Source organism: Streptomyces sp. NBC_01197 (genome assembly GCF_036010505.1).
In the GTDB taxonomy this organism is placed as follows: domain Bacteria; phylum Actinomycetota; class Actinomycetes; order Streptomycetales; family Streptomycetaceae; genus Streptomyces.
Window position 1 is genome coordinate 7,294,356 of the sequence record NZ_CP108569.1, and the last position, 20,405, is coordinate 7,314,760.

Sequence of the window (20,405 nt, forward strand, 5' to 3'; positions counted from 1 at the left end):
GGGAACGACGGCAATGGACAACGACAACACCAACGACAACGCCATCGCCATCGTCGGAATGTCGGGACGGTTTCCCGGCGCCGCCGACGTCCAGGCCTTCTGGGCGAACCTGCTGGCCGGCCTCAGCGGTACGGTCACCCCGACGGACCAGGATCTCGACGCGGCCGGGGTGCCGCCCCAGGTGCGCACGGACCCGGCCTATGTGCGGGCCGCGGGTGCGCTCGAAGGGATCGAGGAGTTCGACGCGCAGTTCTTCGGACTGACGCCCCGCGAGGCCCAGTTGATGGACCCGCAGCAACGGCTCTTCCTGGAGTGTGCCTGGCACGCCCTGGAGGACTCAGGTAACCGGGCCGGCGCCGGGCTCCCGGCCGCCGTCTTCGGCGGCACCGGCGCCAACGGCTATCTGCTGTACAACCTGGCGCCGCACGCGTGGCTCCGCGACCCGGCGCACGAGTACTCGGTGATCCTCGGCAACGACAAGGACTATCTGGCCTCCCGTACCTCCTACAAGCTCGGACTGTCCGGTCCGAGCATCACGGTGCAGACGGCCTGCTCCACCTCGCTGGTCGCGACAGCCATGGCCTGCCAGAGCCTGCTGGACTACCAGTGCGACCTGGCCCTCGCCGGCGGGTCAGCGGTCGTCGTACCGCACCGCACCGGCTACCTGTACCAGGAGAGCGGGATCGCCTCCCCGGACGGCGTCTGCCGGCCCTTCGACGCCGACGCCAACGGCACCGTGCGGGGGAGCGGAGCCGCGGTCGTGGTCCTCAAACGGCTTGAGGACGCGCTCGCGGACGGGGACACCGTGCACGCCGTGATCCGCGGCTGGGCGGTCAACAACGACGGTTCGGCCAAGGCAGGCTTCACCGCGCCATCGGTGGGCGCGCAGGCCGAGGTGATCGCCCTGGCGCACCAGCTCGCCGAGGTCGAACCTGCCTCGATCGGCTTCATCGAGGCCCACGGCACCGGAACCACCCTCGGAGACATGGTCGAGGTCGAGGCGCTCCGCCAGGCATTCGAAGGCGTTCCGGGCCGCTGCGCGCTGGGCTCGGTCAAGGCCTCGATCGGGCACCTCGACGCGGCCTCCGGGGTGGCAGGACTGATCAAGGCGGCCCTCGCCGTCAAGCACGGAACGGTGCCGCCGACCCTGAACTTCCGGCGGCCCGGCCCCGCGCTGGGCGCGGAGGACAACCGGTTCTTCGTCAACTCCGAGGCCATCGGCTGGCCGGTGGACACCGGGCCCCGGCGCGCCGGTGTCAGCTCCCTGGGGATCGGCGGCACCAACGCGCACTTGGTGCTGGAGCAGGCACCGGAGCGGCCGGACCGTCCGGAGGCCGGCGCGGACGCTCCGCCTCTGGTGCTGCCGTTGTCGGCGCGTACCGATGCCGCCGTCGCGCAGGCGGCGGAGCGGCTCGCCGGCCACCTGGAGCGGGCCGGCGCCGGCCTGCTGGTGGCGGATGTCGCGCACACCCTGGTCACCGGCCGTGCGGAGTTCACCTCCCGTACCCATGTGGTCGCCGCGACCGCAGCGGAGGCCGCCGCGGCCCTGCGCACGCCCGTCGTACCACCGGCCGGGGGCACGGCAGCGCGCCCGCTGGTGATGATGTTCCCCGGCCAGGGCGCCCAGCACCCCGGGATGGCCGAGTCGCTCTACCGGTCCCAGCCCGTGGTGCGCGAGGCGGTCGACGAGTGCGCCGGACTGCTCCGGCACGAGCTCGGCCGGGACCTGCGCGAGCTGCTCTTCCCCGGGGACGGGCCGGGCCGGGCGGCCGATGCGGCCGCGCGGCTCGATCGCACCGAGTACACCCAGCCGGCCCTGTTCACCGTGGAGTACGCGCTGGCGCGGCTGTGGCAGAGCTGGGGTGTGCAGCCGGACCTGATGGTGGGTCACAGCGTCGGCGAGTACGCCGCCGCCTGCATCGCCGGTGTGCTCAGCCTCCCTGACGCCGTCCATCTCGTCGCCCTGCGGGGCAGGCTGCTGGCGGCTCAGCCGGCCGGCGGCATGCTGTCGGCCGCGCTGGCCGAGGAGGAGTTGCGCCGACGGCTGCCGCCGGGTTCGGTGATCGCGGCGGTCAACGCACCCAGGCAGTGCACGGTCGCCGGTCCGCACACGGAGCTGGAAGCGCTCACGGCCGAGCTTTCCGCCGAGGGGGTGCGGGTCACCGCCCTGCACACCTCGCACGCTTTTCACTCGCCGCTCGTCGCGGACGCCGTGGAGCCGTTCCGGCAGGCCGTCGCGCAGGTGCGGCTGAACCCGCCGCGCCGACCGTACGTCTCCTCCGTCACCGGCGCCCTGATCACCGCTGAACAGGCGACCGACCCCGGCTACTGGGCCGACCAGCTGGTGGCACCGGTGCGCTGGCACCAGGCCCTGCTGACCGCCGCCGGGCCGCGGGCCGTCCTGCTGGAGGCCGGGCCGGGACAGTCGCTCGGAGCGCTGGCCCGGCTCGCCCTGGACCTCAACGCCGGGCATGTCGTCGCCGGTACCCTCCCGAGGCCCGGCGGCGACGAGCGCCGCGCGGTGCTCGATGCGGCCGGTCTGCTCTGGGACGCGGGTGTCGCGGTGGACCTCACCGCTGTGAACGGCGTGCCCGGCCGCCGGGTTTCGCTGCCCGGATACCCGTTCCAGCGCCGCCGTCACTGGATCGACGCGCCGCAGCACCGGGCTGACGGGGGCATGGCCGGGGCACCGCAGCCCGGCCCCCTCGCGGAGGCCGTGAACGACAGGGACCGTGCAGGCGACGACCCCGGTGCTGACACCGCCACCGATACCGACGCGGTGCGGGGCGCGGTCGACCGGGCCTGGGCCGAGGTGCTGCTCGGCGCCGCCCCGCAGCCCGAGGACAACTTCTTCGACCAGGGGGGCCAGTCCCTGGTCGCCGTCCAACTGCTGTCCCGTATATCCCAGTTGGTCAAGGTCCGGCTCCCGCTTCAGTTGATCTTCGACCATCCGACCCCGCGCGAGCTGGCGATCGCAGTCGCCGCCGAGGCTCTGCGTGGCGCGTCCCGGCCCGACCTGCCGGTCCGGCAGGCGGACCGCTCAGGCGCGCTGACACTCTCGCCCGCGCAGGAACGGCTCTGGTTCATCGAACAGCTGGAGCCCGGAGGCAACGCCTACAACGTGCCGCAGACCCTGATGCTGGACGGCGTGCTCGACCAGGCCGCACTGGAGCGGACCTTCACCGCGCTGGTCGCCCGGCACGAGGCCCTGCGCACCCGGATGGGGATGGACGGCGACGCACCGGTGCAGCTCGTCGGCGAGCCGTACGAGGTCACAGTGCCGCTCCTGCTGCCCAGCGGTGCCACGGGAGACGCCGAAACCGAGGCGCGGGAGATGGCACTGGCCGAGCTCCGGCGTCCGTTCGACCTGCTGGCCGGTCCGCTGCTCCGAGCGGCGCTGATCCGGCTGGCACCCGAGCGGCACCTGCTGGTGGTGACCATGCACCACCTGGTCACCGACGGCTGGTCCTTCCTCGTGCTGACCCGCGAACTCGTGGAGATGTACGACGCGTTCACCACCGGCCGGGCGCCGCAGCTGCCGCCCGCCCCGCTGCAGGCGGCCGACCACGCCGCATGGCAGCGCGCCCTGGTGACGGGCGACCACCTCGCCGAGCAGACCGCGTTCTGGACGGAGTACCTCACGGACGCCCCGGCCGCGCTGCCACTGCCGCTCGACCGGCCGCGCCCGGCCGTCCAGCGCCACCGTGGCTGCCGCCACCGGATCCAGGTGCCCGCGGACCTCACCCGGCGGCTGGCCGCGCTGGGCGCTTCCCGGGGCACGACCCCGTTCACCACGCTGCTGGCTCTCTTCTCCGCGGTCCTGCACGCCCACACCGGCAGCCAGGACCTGCTCGTGGCGACGCCGGTGGCGGGGCGCGACCGGGCCGAACTCGAAGGCATCGTCGGCTACCTGGTGAACACCGTTGTGGTGCGCGCGCGGTTCGAGGGTGCCCGCACCGCTGTCGAACTGGTCGACCGGGTACGTGACAGCGCCCTCAAGGCCCTCAGTAACCCGGACGTGCCCTTCGACCAGGTCGTCCAGCTGGCCGGTGCCGGACGGCAGTTGGACCGCAATCCGCTCGCCCAGGTGCTGTTCACCCTGGAGAACCGGGTCAACGAGGACGTACGGCTGGCCGGTCTGGAGCTGTCACCGGTCGACCTCGACCCGGGGACCGCCCAGTTCGACCTCGCACTCCACCTCCAGGAGCAGGAGGAGGGCCTCGCGGGCTGGTTCGAGTACGACAAGGACCTGTTCCTGCCGGACACGGTGGCGCGGCTCGGGGACCACTTCCTTGAGGTGCTGCGCCGCGCCGTGGACGTACCGGACCAGGGGCTGTCCGAGCTGGTACGGGTGCCGGACGCGGTGCACCGGCTGCTGACCGAGGTGTGGAACACCGGTGCGGGGCAGTTGCCGGCGGACGCGTCGCTGGTCGACCTGTTCACCGCCTCGGTGGCCGCGGGCCCGGACCGGCCCGCGGTGATCGACGGCGATATGACCTGGTCCTACCGGGAGCTCGACCGGGCCTCGGACCGGATCGCCACCGCCCTCACCGCGCAGGGGGCGGCCCCCGGCGACCGGATCGGCATCCTGCTCGATCGCGGTGCGGACCTGATCGCCGCGATCTTCGGCGTACTGAAAACGGGCGCCGCCTATGTCCCGCTCGACCCGACGCACCCGGCCGAACGGCTCGGCCTCGCCGCCGCCGACAGCGGTGTCCGGCTGGTGCTGACCCAGCGGTCCCTGGCGGACCGGCAGCCTGCCGGCGATGCCCGCACGGTAGTCGTCGACGGACCCGAAGTGCGTTCCGCGACAGCGGACTTCATTCCGTCCCCGGTGGACCCGGGGAGTCCCGCGTACGTCATCTACACCTCCGGCTCGACCGGGCGCCCCAAGGGCGTCGAGGTGACGCACCACAACGTGGTACGCCTGCTGAGGGTCTCCCAGGCGTCGTTCGGATTCGGCCCCGATGACGTGTTCGCGCAGTTCTTCTCGCACGCCTTCGACGTCTCGGTGTGGGAAGTCTTCGGCGCCCTCTGCCACGGCGCCACCCTGGTCACAGTGCCGTACTGGACCAGCCGCGACCCCGACGCCCTGGTGCGGCTGCTGGCCGAACGGCGCGTCACGGTACTCAACCAGACCCCGTCGTCCTTCCACTCGCTGATCGAGGCCGAAGCACGGTCGACAGACTGCCCACTCTCGCTGCGCGCGGTCGTGCTGGCCGGCGAGAACCTGGACATCGGCACCCTCGTCCCCTGGTTCGACCGCCACGGTGACCAGCAACCTTCGATCGTCAACATGTACGGGATCACCGAGACCACCGTGCATGTGACGTACCGCCGCATAACGGCCGCCGACGTACGTCCTTCGGTCGGCACGCCCGTCGGGGCGGCCCTGCCCGACCTGCGGATCCGGCTGCTGGGCCCGGACGGTGCGCTGGTTCCGATCGGCGTGCGCGGGGAGATCTGCGTCGGCGGCGCGGGTCTGGCCGCGCGGTACGTCAACCTGCCCGAGCTGACCGCGGAGCGTTTCGTCCCCGACCCGTTCGACCCGGAGCCCGGGGCCCTGCTGTACCGCTCGGGCGACCTGGCCCGGTACGACGGCGACGGCGAGCTGTACTACCTGGGCCGCGCCGACCATCAGGTGCAGATCCGCGGTTTCCGGGTCGAGCCGGGAGAGGTACAGACCGTGCTCGCCCGGCACCCGGCGCTGACAGGTGCGGTGGTCGTCGCCGCCACCGCGCCCGACGGCGGAACGGAGCTGGTCGGCTATCCGGTGCCGCTGCCCGGCGCCGAGCGGCCGACCGACACCGAGCTGCGGGAGTTCCTGCGTTCCCGGCTGCCGGAGTACATGGTGCCCGCGCACCTGGTGCCGATCGCGGAGATCCCGCTCACGGCGAACGGCAAGATCGACCGGGCGGCGCTGCCCGGACCGAGCCGGCAGTCGCCCGCCTCGCGCGTCGCTGAGACCTTGCTGGAGAAGGAGGTCTGCGAGGTCTGGTGCGAGGTGCTCGGGCTGTCATCGGTCGGCGTCGACGAGGTCTTCTTCGAGGTCGGCGGCAACTCGCTCTCGGCCGTCCGCGTCAACAACCGCCTGTCCCGGCGCTTCGGCGTCGACCTGCCGCTGCGGGCGCTGTTCGAGGAGCCGACCCCCGCCGCGGTGGCCCGGCGGATCGAGGCCGCCCTGTCCACGGCCGACGGTCCGCAGGAGCCGGCCGGCCGGCCACTCACCGACCCGGTCACGCCGTCCCCGCTCTCCCCGGAGCAGGAAGGCATCTATCTGGCCGAGCAACTGACGCCCGGCACCGCCGCTTTCCACATCGGAGCGGTGCTGCGGCTGCACGGCGCACTCGAACCGGACCGGCTGCGGCAGGCGTTCACCCGGGTCATGGCCCGGCAGGACGCGCTGCGGGTCGGCTTCGTCGACACCGTCGACGGCATCCGGATGCGGCCGGCCGACGCAGGACCGGCACCGCTGACCGTGCTGTACCCGCCCGCGGGCACGGACCACGACGCGTTCGTCGCCGATCTGTACGAGCTGGAAATGGCCCGCCCCTTCGACCTGGAGCAGCCACCGCTGCTGCGCGCCGCACTGGTGCCGTCGGGAGGGCAGGAGCACACCCTGGTGCTGGTCGTCCACCACCTGATCTGCGACGGCTGGTCGCTGGGCGTGCTGCTGGACGAGCTCTCGGCGGCGTACGGCTCCGACGGCGTCCGTACGCTGCCGGCCCCCGGCTACCGCGAGGCGGCTGCCCGCTCGCGGGCCCGGCGGGAGTCCGGAGAGGCGGCGGCCGACCTGGACTGGTGGCGGCAGCAGCTGGACCGGCACCGGGCCACCGCGCCGCTGCCCGCCCTGCCCGGCGCTCCCGAGCGCGGCCCGTTCCGGGCGAGCCGGCGCACCATGACCCTGCCCACGGAGCTGCGCGCCGGGGTGATGGCGTCCTGCCGCCAGCTGGGCGTGACGCCCTTCGTCCACCTGGCCACCGCCTACCAGTTGGCACTGTCCGCTGTGGGGGTCGAGGCCCCGGTGCTCGGCTTCCCGACCGCGGGCCGCACCGCGGAGGACGAGGGCGTGGTCGGCTGCTTCATCCGCACGGCCGTGCTGCCGTCGGCCGACCGGGCGGCGACCTTCGCCGAGGCCGTACGGGAGGTCCAGGACCATCTGGTGGCCGCGCTGGAGCACGGTTCGGTATCGGCGGACGCCGCCGACCACCGTCCGGACCTCTTCCACGCCTGGTTCGTGCTGCAGAACACCCCGTTGGCCCGCTCGGGTCCCGGCGGTACGGCCGTCGAGCCGGTGCCGCAACCCCTCACCACCAGCAAGTTCCGGCTGGCGCTGGATGTGACCGACACCGGTGACGAGTTCGTCTGCTGGTGGGACTCCGCCGCGGAGGTCCTGGGCGAGGAACTGCCGCAGCGAGTGGCCGACGGTTTCCTCGCGATCCTGACGGCCACTTCGGCCACCCCGGGGACCGCCCTGAGCGAGCTGCTCGCCGCAGTCCCCGCCACCCCCGTAGCCCGGCGGCCCAGGCGCGGGCTCCGCTCGGTCTCCCGTCGCGCCTCTTCCCGGCCGGCCACCCAGGCCGACAGCCCCGACCAGCACGGCCACGTCAAGCAAGGAGATGAGTCATGAGTGCGCAGTTCTCACGCGCGGGGACGGTCCGCAGGGCATTCCGGTCCGCGGCCGGCCCCGACGCCGTCACGATCGAGCCGTTGACCGCCGACGGCAACCCGCCGATGGTGGTGCGCCCGAAGGAAGCCGGCACCGACCTGGCGACCTGGGCCGCCGCGAGCAAGGAGTGGGTGTGCGACACGCTCCTGGAACATCGCGCGCTGCTGTTCCGCGGCTGGCCGGTGGCGGACGCCCCGGGCTTCCAGAGGTTCGTCGCCGCGGTCTCCGACGGTGAGCCGCTGCAGTACCGGGACCGCTCCACCCCGCGTGACGAGGTGGGCCAGAACGTCTACCTCTCCACCACCTACCCCGCGGCCGAGCGGATCGAGCCGCACAACGAAGGCACCTACTGGTCGACCTGGCCGCAGAAGCTGTTCTTCTGCTGCCTGACGGCTCCGCCCGTCGGAGGCGAGACCCCGGTCATCGACAACCGCAAGGTCATCGAGCGGATCCCGGTCGCCGTCCGGGAGCGGCTTGAGCGGCTCGGCGTACGTTACGTGCGCAACTACAACAGCGGTTTCGGCCTCACCTGGCAGGAGGGCTACCAGACCGACTCCCGTGAGGACGTCGACCGCTACGCAGCGGCCAACGGCACGGTCACCGAGTGGCTGGAGGGCGACCGCCTGCGGACCGTGCAGATCCGTCCGGCCGTGCGCACCCACCCGGTGACCGGCGAGAAGCTCTGGTTCAACCACGCCGGGTTCTTCCACATATCGAGCCGCGACCCGCAGATGCGGGAGGCGCTCGTCGAAGCACTGGGCGAGGACGGACTGCCGACGACCACCACCCACGGCGACGGCTCACCGATCGCCGACGAGGACGTGCGAGCCATCAACGAGGCTTATCGCGCGGGGGAGATCGCCTTCCGCTGGGAGGTGGGCGACGTGATGCTGCTTGACAACATGACAATGGCGCACGCCCGTCGTCCCTACGAGGGCGACCGCAAGATCGTGGTCGCGATGACCGATCCCGTCAGCGGCGGGGATGCCGCGCAGTACGGTCCGGCCGTCGCGGCCGATGGCGAGGAGGCGTGATGAGCGACGACATCGCGGGCTTCCGGGTCTCCCCGGCTCAGCACCATCTGCACCGGCTCAGGTCGGCACTCACCGGGGCCGCCCCGTTCGTCGTGCGCCTCGACGCGGAGCTGCCGGGCAACGTCGACCCGGAGCGGCTGCGTCAGGCCCTGCTCACCGAGACGGCCCGCCACGAGATCCTGCGCACCCAGGTGATGGCGGCCCCGGGCGTCGGCATCCCGGTGCAGGTCATCGCGGACGAACCCGGGATCGGCACCGGCGAGCCCGACACCGCTGACGGTGCTCTCCCGGTCCGGTTCAGCATCGGCGAATCCGCCGGCGGCACCCGCCGGCTGACCCTCGCCGCCGATCCGGGGGTGGCCGACCCGACCACCCTGACGGGACTGCTCTCGGCCGCACTCGGCCGGGCGGGCGGGGACGACGAGGAGGAGCCGGTCCAGTACGCGGACGTAGCCGAGTGGTTCCATCAGCTGCTCGACGAACCGGAGACCGCAGCCGCGCAGGACCGCTGGCGACGGGTACTGGCGGCCGATGCGGCCGAGCCCGACCTGCCGCTCCGCCCGGCAGCCCCGACGGACTACCGCCCCGAGACCACCGCCCTCGTCCTCGCCCAGGGCCCGTCCCGCGACATCGCCGCACGGGCCGCCGGACTCGGCATCAGCGAAGGCGCGTTGACCACTGCGGCATGGGGCGTGGCGCTCGGCGGCGGCGGGAACGGAGAGCCGCTGACACTCGGGGTGACCGTGAACGGCCGTACCGCCCCGGAGCTCCAGCGCGCCCCGGGCCCGTACGACCGCACCGTGCCGATAACGTTCCCGGGCGGCGCGGACACCTCCTCGCTGGCCCGGGCGGTGGACACCGCGATCCGGCAGGCCACCGAGGACAGCGACGTCTTCCGGTGGGACACCGTCGTCGCGACCGGCGACCACGAACCGTACTGCCGCTTCTCGGCCGGACATCTGGACGTCTCCGCGCTGGTCACGGGCGACACGGTTCGCGGCCTGGCCGTGACCGACCGGGCGGACCGCCACGATCTGCGGCTGCTGGTGGTCCGGCACGCGCAGGACCGGCTCGAACTGCGCCTCGACTACGACGCCGACCGCTGCGATCCGCAGACCGCCGAGCTGCTCGTGGCCCGGACGGCCGCCGCGCTGACGGGGTTCTGCGCCGAGCCGGGGATCCCACTCGGCGACGTCGTGCTGAGCACCGGGCGGGACGCTGAACTGTCCCGGCGGTACGGCACCGGCGAGACTCCCACGGACACGGGCACGGACAACACGGTGCTCGACGTGATCCGTGAGCACGTACTCGCCCGCCCGGACGCCCCGGCCGTGGTGTCGCACGACGGCCGGCTCGACTACGCCGGACTCGACGCGGCGGCCGACTCGCTGGCAACCGCGCTGCGCGCGGCCGGCTGCGCGCCGGGGGACCGGGTCGCGCTCTGCCTCGACCGCGGCGTGCTGATCCCCGTGGCGGTGCTCGCGATCCTGCGCTGCGGAGCGGCCTATGTGCCGCTGGACAGCCGCAATCCGGCCGAACGCCTGGCCGGTATGGTCGCGGACTCCGGGGCCACCGTGCTGCTGGCCGACGAGACGGGACAGCAGGCCCTGGCGGACGCGGACCCCGGCCTGCCGGTGGTGGACCCGGCCGCGGCGTGGACCACCCCCGCGGACGGGACCACGGTGCCGGGCACGCCGGAGCGGTCGGCCTACGTGATCTTCACCTCGGGTTCCACCGGGCGCCCGAAGGGCGTCGAGATCACCCACCGCAATCTGGCCCACTCGACCCGGGCGCGGTTGAGCGTCTACCGGCCCGAGCCGGACAGCGCCGCACTGCTGATCCCCACGATCGCCTTCGACAGTTCCGTCGCCGTGCTGTTCGGCACGCTGTGCGCGGGCGGCTGCCTCGTGGTGCCGGGCGAGAAGGAGTCGGGCGACCCGGGCGCGCTGGCCCAGCTGGCCGTCGAGCAGGGGGTGACCGATCTGCTCTGCGTCCCCTCGCTGTACCGCCCGCTGCTGGAGGAGCTCGCCGCCCGCGAGGGGGTACGGCTACGGCGTGCCGTGGTCGCGGGCGAGGAGTTCCCCATGGTGCTGGCGGGCCGTCACCACGAGGCGCTGCCCACCGTGCTGCTGTTCAACGAGTACGGGCCGACCGAGGCCACCGTCTGGTGCACGGTCCACCAGGTGAGCCCGGAGCGCTCCGAGCGGGTGCCCATCGGCCGCCCCCGGCCGGGCGTCCAGCTGTACGTGGTCGGACCGGACGGCGCGCAGGTGCCCTACGGCGCCCGCGGTGAACTCTGGATCGGTGGCCCGAGCGTGGCGGCCGGCTACGTCGGCAGTCCGGAACTCACCGCCGGGCGCTTCCTCGACGACCCGTTCGCCCCCGGGCCCGGCGCCCGCGTCTACCGCACCGGTGACCTCGTGCGCTACCGGCCCGGCGGGGTGCTGGAGTTCCTCGGCCGCACCGACCGCCAGGTCAAGATCCGCGGCTTCCGGGTCGAGCTGGAGGAGATCGAGAGCCGGCTGGCGGCCCAGCCCGGAGTCACCGCGGCGGCCGTGGTCGACCGCACCGACGAGTCGGGCTCGACCCGGCTCGCGGCCTACGTGGTGCTGCGGGCCCCGGCAACCGCCGATTCGGTGCGGGCGGCGGCCGGACGCGCGCTTCCCGCCTACATGCTGCCCGCCATCGACGCGCTGCCCGAGCTGCCGGCCCTGCCCAACGGCAAGGTCGACCACGCCGCTCTCCGGAAGCTCGCGCCGATCCGGGCCTCGGCCGTGTACGTCGCGCCGCGCACGCCGGTCGAGCAGGCCCTCGCGGAGGCCTGGCAGCAGGTGCTGGGGTGCGAACGTGTGGGTGTCGAGGACAACTTCTTCGACCTTGGCGGCGATTCGATCCGGGTGGTCCAGGTGCGCTCGCAGGCCCGCAGGCGCGGAGTGCTCATCCAGGTCACCGACCTGATGCGGCATCCCACCATCGCGGCGCTCGCCCCGCTGGCGACCGCCGTCGAGGACGGCGGCGACGGGCCGTCCCCGAGCGCGACCGAGCTGCTGCCCGACGCCGTGCGTGCCGGGTTGCCGGACGAGGTGGAGAACGCCTGGCCGCTCTCCAGCCTCCAGGCGGGCATGCTCTTCCACACCGCCTTCGAGCGCGGTGAACGGCTGCTCTACCACGACGTCACGACGCTGCGGCTGCGCTCGACGCTCGACGTGCCGGCCTTCGAGTCGGCCGTCGCCGAGCTCTGCCGCCGCCATGCCATGCTGCGGGTTTCGATCGACCTGGCCCACCCCGCCGGGCCGCTCCAGCTGGTGCACCGGAGCGTCCCGGCCCCGATGCGCGTGGTCGACCTGCGCTCCGCCCCCGCCGGCCGGCAGCGTTCCCAGGTGGATGCCGACGTCGAGCGCGAGCGGGCGACCCCGTTCGTTCTGGAGCAGGCCCCGTTGCTGCGCTTCGTCCTCCATCTGCTCGGCGAGGACGAGTTCCAGCTGACCCTCGCCGTGCACCACGCGGTGCTCGACGGCTGGAGCGTCACCGTCCTGCTGACCGAGCTGATGGACTGCTACCAGCACGCGGCGGATCCGGCCGCACCCGCGCCGCCACCGGCTCCCGCAGCCTCCTACGGACGTTTCCTCGCCCTGGAACAGGCGGCGCTCGAAGGACCGGACGGCGACTGGTGGGCCCGTCGGACGGAGGATCTGCCGATCGGCCGGCTCGGCGGCAGCGGCCTGGCCGACGGCGCCGGCGAGCAGCGGCTGGGAGCGGAGCTCGTGCCGGAGGTCTGTGAGGCACTGCAGCGGGTCGCCGGGCAGGCCGGTGTACCGGTCAAGAGCGTGCTGCTGGCCGTCCACCTCAAGGTGCTGGCGGTGATGACCGGACGCGACGACGTGGTGACCGGTCTGGTCACCAACGGCCGCCCCGAGGACGAGGAGGGCTCCGACGCGATGCTCGGGCTCTTCCTCAACACCCTGCCGCTGCGGACCGCGCTGCCCGGGGGCAGCTGGCTCGACCTCATCGGGCATGTCTTCGCGGAGGAGCGGGCGATGCTCCCGCACCGGTGGTACCCGATGAGCCGGATCCGGCAGGCCCGGGCGGCGGACTCACTGTTCGAGGCCGCGTTCAACTACGTGCACTTCCACCGCTACGGCGAACTGTCCACCCGCGGCGGGCTGGAGGTGCTGGAGGCCGCATTCCACGGTGACACCAACCTGCCGCTGATGACGGACTTCATCCAGGACCCGGTCAGCGGCCGGATCGAGCTGTCGATCGCCTTCGACCCCTCCCTCTACCGCCCGGAGTTCATCGAGGCGATGGCCGACCGGTACCGCTCGGCGCTGGACGCGGTCGTCGCGGCACCGGAACTGCCGCACACGGCGGACCCGCTGCTGTCGGAAGCCGAACGGCTCCGCCTCACCGCCACCGCGCACGGCGCGAGGACGGCGCCGACCGCAGGCAGCCTGGTGCCGGGGCTGGCAGCCGCGCTCACGGCGGCCGGTGACCGTACGGCAGTCGAGGCGCCCGACGGGTCCCTCAGCCACCGGGAACTACTCGATGCGGCAAGGGCGTTCGGCGCTGCGGCCCGTACCGAGCTGGCCGCCTCCGCGACCGGCGGGGAGCCGGTCGTCGCCCTGCTGCTGCCGCGCGGCGTGGCACTGGTAACCGCTGCCGTCGGCTGTCTGCTGGCCGGTGTGCCATTCGTGGTCTGCGACCCGGGCCGGCGGGCCGAGCGGCTGCGGGACATGCTCCTGGACGCCGGGGCCGGTCTGATCGTCGCCGCCGAACCGGACCGGCTCGGGGGAGCCGTGCCCGAGGGCGTGTCCTGCCGTACGCCGGGCGGGCTGAGCGGCTCCGGCACGCCGGGCCTGGATGCCGATCCGCACCCGGAGCAGCTGGCCTACCTGGTGTTCACCTCGGGCAGCACCGGCCGCCCGAAGCCGGTGGCGGTCTCGCACCGCGCACTGGCCAACCGGGTCGAGTGGGCGCAACAGACCTACCCGCTGCGGCCCGATGACCGGCTTCTCGCCCTGGCCTCTCCCGTGTTCGACTTCGCCGTCTGGGAAGTGTTCGGCCCGCTGCTGGCCGGCGCCTGCCTGGTCGAGGCCCCCGAACTCACGGACACCGACAGCAGCCTCGCCGAGCTGCTGCGCAGCACCCGGGCGACGGTCGCACATGTCGTGCCGTCGCTGCTGGGCGGGCTGGTGAGCGATCCCGCGCTGGCCGAGGGCAACGAACTGCGGTTGCTGCTCGTGGGCGGCGAGGCGTTCCCCGCCCCCCTGCTGGCGGAGCTCCGCGGGCAGCTCCGATGCGAGGTGATCAACCAGTACGGACCGGCGGAGGCGACGATCGACGCCACGTTCCACCGGGCCGGGCCGGCAGACTCCGGGCAGCCCGGCCGGCCGGGCACCGGGCCGACCAGCGGGCCGGCCACTGTGCCGATCGGACGGCCGATCAACAACGTCTCGGTCCACCTGCTCGGTGAGAACCTCGTCCCGGTGCCGCCCGGCTGCGTAGGCGAGATGTTCATCGGCGGAGAGGCGCCCGCCCGCGGGTACCACAGCCAGCCGGCCCGCACCGCCGAAGTGTTTCTGCCCGACCCGTACTCGGAGGCCCCGGGTGCCCGGATGTACCGGACCGGGGACCTGGCCCGGCTGCTGCCGGACGGCGCGCTGGAATTCCTCGGCCGCACCGACGACCAGGTCCAGGTGAACGGCGTACGGGTGGAGCCGGGCGAGATCGAGGCCGTTCTGTACGCGGACGGGCGGCTGGCGGAGGCCGCGGTGGTCGCACACACCACACACCGCGGTGGCGTGCATCTGGTGGCCCATGTGGCGCCCCGCGAGGGCGTCGGCCTGACGCCCGACGAGGTGCTCGACGGCCTGACCGGGCTGCCCGACGCGCTGCGTCCTGGGCTCACCGTGGTCCACGGCGCCCTGCCGCGCACCGCCGGCGGCAAGATCGACCGGCTGGCACTGAGGACGGCCGGGCTGCCCGGCCGTCCCGGGACCGACCGGGTGGCGGCAGCCACGGAGCTCGAAGAACGGCTTGCGGCCCGGTGGTCGGAGGTCTTCGACACCACCGCCCTCGGCGTGACCGACGACTTCTTCGAACTCGGCGGTGACTCCATCCTCGCCCTGCAGCTGGTGGCCCGGGCCCGGCGCGACGGAATCGCGCTGACGCCCCGGTCGATCTACACCCACCGCACCATCCGGGCCCTGGCCCGGGTACTGAGCGATGCGGAACCCTCCGGGGCCACAGCGGTGCCGGGCCAGGGGGCCGCCGCGCTGGTGGCGCTGCGCGCGGACGGCGACCTGCCGCCCTTCTTCTGCGTACATGCCAGCAACGGCTCCGCCGCCCCCTACGCGACGCTCGCCACCGCGCTCCCCAGCCCCAGGCCGTTCTTCGCCCTGGACGCTGAAGGGCTGGCACCGGATGGCCCGGAGCTGGCCTCGGTAGCCGCTCTTGCCGCGCACTATCTGGCTCAGGTGCGCGCCCAGCAGCCGAACGGCCCCTACCGGCTCGGTGGTTGGTCGACCGGCTCGGCGGTCGCCCACGAGATGGCCGCCCAGCTCAGGGCGGCGGGTGAAGACGTCGCCGCGCTGGTCCTGCTCGACCCGTCGGTGCCACCGAGGCTTTCCTCTCCGCCGGACCAGGCCGACCTGCTGTGGCTGTTCCTGAGAGACCTGGCGGGGCTGGTCGGCCGTCCGGCACCACAGCTCGACGTCGAGCAACTGAGGGAGTCAGGCCCGGCCGCCCGGCGCCAGGCCGTGCTGTCCGTGATCCGCTCGGCCGGGCTGGTGACGGAGGAGGCGATGCCCGAGGTGGCCGCCCGGCTGGGAGTCTTCGGCGCGGTGGTCTCGGCCGCCGCCGTATGGCAACCGGCCCGCTATGACGGCCCGTTGACCCTCATGGTGGCCGGGGACGCCGAGGCGGCAGCGGAACGGCTGTCCGGCTGGCGTCGGTTCACCACCGGGGAGGCCACCGCCCGGGCGGTGGCGGGCAGTCACCACACCATGTTGCGGTCGCCCGCGGTCGGCGGACTGGCCGAGCTGCTCGACAGCCTGCTGAACCGGTAACAACCGCTCACAGGCGTTGCCTCCGACGGACGGGCCCCGGTAGTCCACCGGGGTCCTGTCCGCCGTCAGCCGAGCCGTCTGCCGGTCAACTCGTCTGGACCCACCAGTGGTTGAGTGACAGGACGGAGTTGGCCGACTCGGGCGCAGAAGCAGTAGACCGCCTGGGTGACGCAGGCGGGCTTGTCGCTGCCGTCGGTCTCGACGGCCAGGTCGACAGTGACCTCGATGCCGCCCTTGACCTCCGTGCCGGATGCGACCGTACCTCTGGCGCGGATCTTCGCGCCGACGCGGACGGGGGAGGGAAAGCGGACTTTGCTGAGCCCGTAGTTGACGGCCATGGGCCTCGGCACGGGCGGAGGCTCCGGGATGCAGGACGACGACGGCCCGGCCGACCTCGCCCCGCCCGGCGGCCCGCTGGCGATCATCTCCGTTCCGCTCACTGCCGGCACCAAGGCCGCTCCCGTCGCCACGGCCGCCCTGGCCCACGGCTTCTCCGTCGGCCCGGTCGTCTGCGGCGGCGGCTCAGCGGCGTCACTCGTCATCGCCCTGCTGCTCCTGCGCGGACGGACGGAGGAACTCGTGCTCCGACGGCCCCGCGTACCGGCCCGTAGCGCCCCGGTTCAAGCCGTTGCGGCAGGCCGGCTCACGAACCGTCGGGGGCTTTTCCGGTCGTCACGTGAGCGATGTTGGAGCGTACGCCGTAGTAGAACGCCCTGACCCGGTAGAAGGCGTGCTTCTCGTCCGGCAGTGTGCTCAGGCCGAAGGAGTTGATGTCCGGGGCCAGTACTGCGACCACCCGGTAGGTGCTGTTGCGGCGCGTCCTGAGCTCCAGCAGCCAGCCCTGTTCGTCACGGGCGTGATCGGTCCAGGTGAACCTGATGCCGTTCGCCCGCACGGCCGTTGCCCGGAGGCCCGTCGGGGTCCCGGCGCCCGGCACCCGGAGTGGACCGGCGGCGGGCGCGTGTCCGGAACGGACGGTCCGCGGCGCCGCCCAGACGTTGTCGTCCTTCTTGTCCTTCGAACTCAGGCCGCCAGGGGGCAGGTTGACCTCGACAGCGGAGGAGGCCGGCCCGTAGTAGGGGCGGAGCCGGTAGTAGAAGGGCGTCTGCGGCATCAGCCTGGAGTGGCGGTACGCGTGGTGTGCGGCCGGGAGGTACTGCAGCAGCGTGTACGGACCGCCCGGCGCGGTGGCGAACTCGACGGCGTGTCCGGCTGCGCCCCGGTCGCCTCCGCCCCAGCTAAGCGTGGCGTCGACCGGCGAAGCGAGCGCGGCGTGCAGGGTCACGCGGGTCGGCGCGGACGGCGTGGCGGAAGCCGCCGTACCCCGGGTCTGGACCGAACAGCCCACCGGGGCGGCGCAGATGACGAGTGCGGCCAGGCAGTGGAGCAGGGGGCGGACGCGAACATTCAAGGGGAGCCTTGTGGAGGGTCGGCGGCCGGCGGGCACGGCCGGCGCGGCTGCGGTCGGCCGGGAGGGACCGCCCCGGAACGCGGGCACGAGCAGCCCGGGGCGGTCCGGCGCTCACTTGCTCCAGAACTTCACGTTGCTCCAGGTGACAGTGATCGGGCCGTTCCCGCTGCTGGTGCGGTACGCGCCGAACTTGTCGTAGTAGCTGCCGGACGGGCTGTTCACCGTGTTGGCCAGCGAGCCGTTGATGTAGGTGCGATGGGTCTTGCCGACCTGGTTGACGGTGTTGACCCTGACCGTCGCGCCGACGGTGCCGGCGTTGGACACCGTCGTGCCCCCCTCTACCGTGTAGAGGCGGCCGCCGTTCTCCACGGCGAGCAGGAAGTACGGCCCCTGGGAACCGCTGGTGTCCCGGAAGGTCTGCTTGAGCGAGATGCGGCTGCCGCCCATGCTGGAGATGCGGAAGTACCCCTCGAACTGGTGCGTTCCGCCGGTGTACGTGTCGTAGCGCCGCTCACCACGCTGCTCACCGCTGGTGTCGCCGCAGGTGAGGCTGAACGTCAGGCCGTCGACATGGCCGCACCCCTTCTCCTGGACCTTGTAGCCCGGTGACTGAGGCGTCCAGCCGCCGGGTTCGACCTCGGCGTTCGCCTGGGGGGCGGCCATGAGCAGTCCGCAGACGGCCGCGAGACCGGCGGCCCATCGGTACCTCTTCACATCACTCACTCCCATTTCGCGCTGAATGGCAGATCGAGCAGAACTTGAGCCGGTCAAGGCTGCGCACAGCGTAGGAGCGGGGTCCTGAAGCGACAAGACTTTGAGACAGATGTGAAACGAATTCTTGTACGTGAACAAATAACTGGCACAAAGCGAGTGAATGGCCGTCGGTGCTGAAGATCATGAGAGACTTGTTCACACATGTGGCGGGTCCCCGCCTCCCGGCAGGGGCCCGCCGCGCGCGGTCGCTCAGTCCTCGAGCGAGTCCTTCATGCCCTGGGCGCGGTCCTTCGCGTCATTGAGGGCGCCCTTGGACTTGCCCTTCGTCTGGTCGGTCCTGCCCTCGGCCTCCTGGCGCTTGTCGCCGGTGGCCTTCCCGGCCGCTTCCTTGGCCTTGCCCTTGATCTTGTCCATGGCGCTGTCGTCGCCCATTACTGCTCCTTGTGCGATGCGGATAGCCGGCCAGCTGGATAGCTGGCCAGCTCACGGTAGGACGGTTGCGGGGGTATCGCCCGATTTCGCACCCAATTGCGCACTGGAGCCATCGGCGGCCCCCGTCCTCACCGCGCCGCCGGGCAGTGCCGTGACCGCGCCGGCGACTCGCTCAGCAGGAAGTCCGCCACCGCGTCGGCCGCGCACCCCTTCGCCATGGCCACTCCGTGACCGGTCGCCTCGACGGTGACCATGGCGGCCCGCCCGCCGAACGCGCGCAGTGTCCGGCGGGCTTCGCTCAGCGGAGTCGACGGGTCCTGGGTGTTCTGCGCCATGAGGAGGTTGTGCGGACCGTGCGGGACCGGCTTCGGCGGGTGGTCGGAACCGGCCTTGGGCCAGAAGGCGCACGGCCAGATGTTCGCGGGTGATCCTGCCGTCAGAGGGAACAGCGCGGCGCTGCGGGTGACCGCCCTCCGGTAGCCCGCGACATCCTTCGGCCAGACGCTGTCGTTGCAGACGATGGCGTCCTGCGCGCTGAAGAAGTTGTCCGGGAACACGCTCTCGAACTGGAGCTTCGACGTCACATCGGCAGGGATCGAACCGGCGTGCGCCGCACCGAGCAGCTCCGCGAGCCCCGGAAAGTAACCCTGCTGTTCGAGCAGCGCTTCCGTGGCCTCCAGCAGCAGATTCCCGCTGAGGCTCTTGCCGGTCATCAGCGGCAGCGGTGTCCCGTTGAGCTCCCGCACGGTGGACAGGACCGTCCGCCGTACGGCCGGCGCCGAACGGCCCAGCCGGTAGGTGCTGTCCCGGGCCGCCGCCCACCGCGCGAAGCCGCCGAAGGCGTCCTCGACCCCACGCCCCTTGTTCTGGATGACCGCCTTCACCCCGCCCGGCGGTACGACGCTGTCCAGCAGCACCCGCCCCGAGGTCGCGGGGTACAGCGAGGCGTAGACCTGCCCGACGAACGTCCCGTACGAGGTGCCCGTGTAGGACAGTGTCCGCAGCCCCAGGGCGATCCGGATCCTGTTGATGTCGCGGGCGATGTTCACCGTGTTGAAGAACGGCAGTGCGGAGCCCGCGTGCTGAGTGCAGGCCCTCGCGACGCGCCGGGCCCACGCGACATTGGCATCGATGCTGCCGTCGGCCGCCGGATAGGAGATGCCGGTGGCCGTGGTGCGGTCGGAGGGTGCGATGCCGCAATGCAGCGGGTCGCTGTGGCCGATACCCCGGTAGTCGAGCCCGTACAGGTCGGTGGTCCGGGTGACTCGTGCGGGCAGTGCCGACACGTCCTGCGACGGCAGGTCGAGCCCGCTGCCGCCGGGGCCGCCCTGGCCTGTCATCAGAGACTTCGGGTGGGGCGCCCCGGAGCGGATCCGGGACACCTCGATGGTGAGCCTGCGGCCGCCGGGGGCACGGTAGTCGAGTGGTACGCGGACCGTCGTGCACTGCTGGCGCGGATCACGTTTCACCGGGGCGCCGACTCCAGCACCGGCGTCCGCCGCGGGGCAGGCGCCCCACCTCGGCCCCGCCCCGCCGGACATGCCCGCGGTCGCCGCCGTACGTTGCCCCGTCCCGCCGCTGCACGCGACCGCCCCGGCCAGGAGGGAGGCGACGACGGTCAGGGACACCGCGGCGGGGCGCGACTTCTCGCCCAGTGGTCGCGAGGTGAGCGGGCGGGCGAGCAGCCGGACCAGTACGACGACAGCGACAGCGGCAGCGGCGTCGTGGACGCCGGGGCTATTCACGGAGATGGGCCTTTCAGCGCGACGGATGGAGCCGTTACCTGCTGAGTGTGTGGCCTTCGACCCGCGAGATCGGTCAACCCGTGGGGCGGCGTTTTGGGCGGAGTCCGGCTGAGCATCCCGCTCGGCGGTCGTACGGGGGCGGCGCGGCCGACGGCAGCGCCCCGGCTGCGGGCGCAGTCGGGGCGGTGGGGCAGCGGGGACGCCGAGGACGGCAGCGAGGATGTGGGACCGGCCTTGCAGGCTCGGGGCTGTCGTGGGCTGCCTTGTGCTGAGTGGCTGGGCCCGTCAGTGCGGTTGCGAGCGCTCAACGGGCCTGTGTTTCAAGGGGTGTTG

General features: G+C 72.7%; 8 protein-coding genes. 3 read left to right on the forward strand and 5 right to left on the reverse strand.

Going from position 1 to position 20,405, the window contains the following annotated elements:
• The first annotated feature begins 13 nt into the window (after nt 1-13).
• From OG452_RS33470 to OG452_RS33480, 3 genes are read left to right on the forward strand one after another with little or no spacing between them, the layout of a single operon-like run.
• On the forward strand, nt 14-7,630 hold the full coding sequence (locus OG452_RS33470; protein ID WP_327299292.1) for a non-ribosomal peptide synthetase/type I polyketide synthase: 7,617 nt from the start codon (nt 14-16) through the stop codon (nt 7,628-7,630).
• Nucleotides 7,627-8,703 carry a TauD/TfdA family dioxygenase gene (locus tag OG452_RS33475; RefSeq protein WP_327299293.1) on the forward strand — a complete coding sequence of 359 codons (1,077 nt, stop codon included), beginning with the start codon at nt 7,627-7,629 and terminating at the stop codon, nt 8,701-8,703. Before OG452_RS33470 ends, OG452_RS33475 begins: the two co-directional genes overlap by 4 nt.
• A complete protein-coding gene (locus OG452_RS33480) occupies nt 8,703-15,770 on the forward strand; it encodes a non-ribosomal peptide synthetase (RefSeq protein WP_327299294.1) in 7,068 nt (2,355 codons plus the stop codon). Before OG452_RS33475 ends, OG452_RS33480 begins: the two co-directional genes overlap by 1 nt.
• A gap of 65 nt (nt 15,771-15,835) precedes the next feature.
• Here the strand turns inward: OG452_RS33480 and OG452_RS33485 are convergent, their stop codons facing one another.
• The 5 genes from OG452_RS33485 to OG452_RS33505 all read right to left on the reverse strand — a co-directional run bounded on the left by OG452_RS33485 (nt 15,836) and on the right by OG452_RS33505 (nt 20,072).
• Complete coding sequence (locus OG452_RS33485) at nt 15,836-16,312, reverse strand: hypothetical protein (RefSeq protein ID WP_327299295.1); 477 nt, start codon at nt 16,310-16,312, stop codon at nt 15,836-15,838.
• 101 nt (nt 16,313-16,413) lie between these two features.
• Nucleotides 16,414-17,181 (reverse strand): fibronectin type III domain-containing protein, encoded by a 768-nt coding sequence (locus OG452_RS33490; protein ID WP_327299296.1) that lies wholly within the window; start codon nt 17,179-17,181, stop codon nt 16,414-16,416.
• Between the two features lie 111 nt (nt 17,182-17,292).
• The gene (locus tag OG452_RS33495; protein WP_327299297.1) at nt 17,293-17,895 is read right to left on the reverse strand and encodes a hypothetical protein; all 603 of its coding nucleotides are present in this window, start codon (nt 17,893-17,895) and stop codon (nt 17,293-17,295) included.
• Nucleotides 17,896-18,144: 249 nt separating this feature from the next.
• Entirely contained in the window at nt 18,145-18,327 is a 183-nt protein-coding gene (locus OG452_RS33500) for a CsbD family protein (protein ID WP_327299298.1), read from the reverse strand.
• A 128-nt stretch (nt 18,328-18,455) separates the two neighbouring features.
• Nucleotides 18,456-20,072 (reverse strand): alpha/beta fold hydrolase, encoded by a 1,617-nt coding sequence (locus OG452_RS33505; protein WP_327299299.1) that lies wholly within the window; start codon nt 20,070-20,072, stop codon nt 18,456-18,458.
• Nucleotides 20,073-20,405 lie beyond the last annotated feature (333 nt).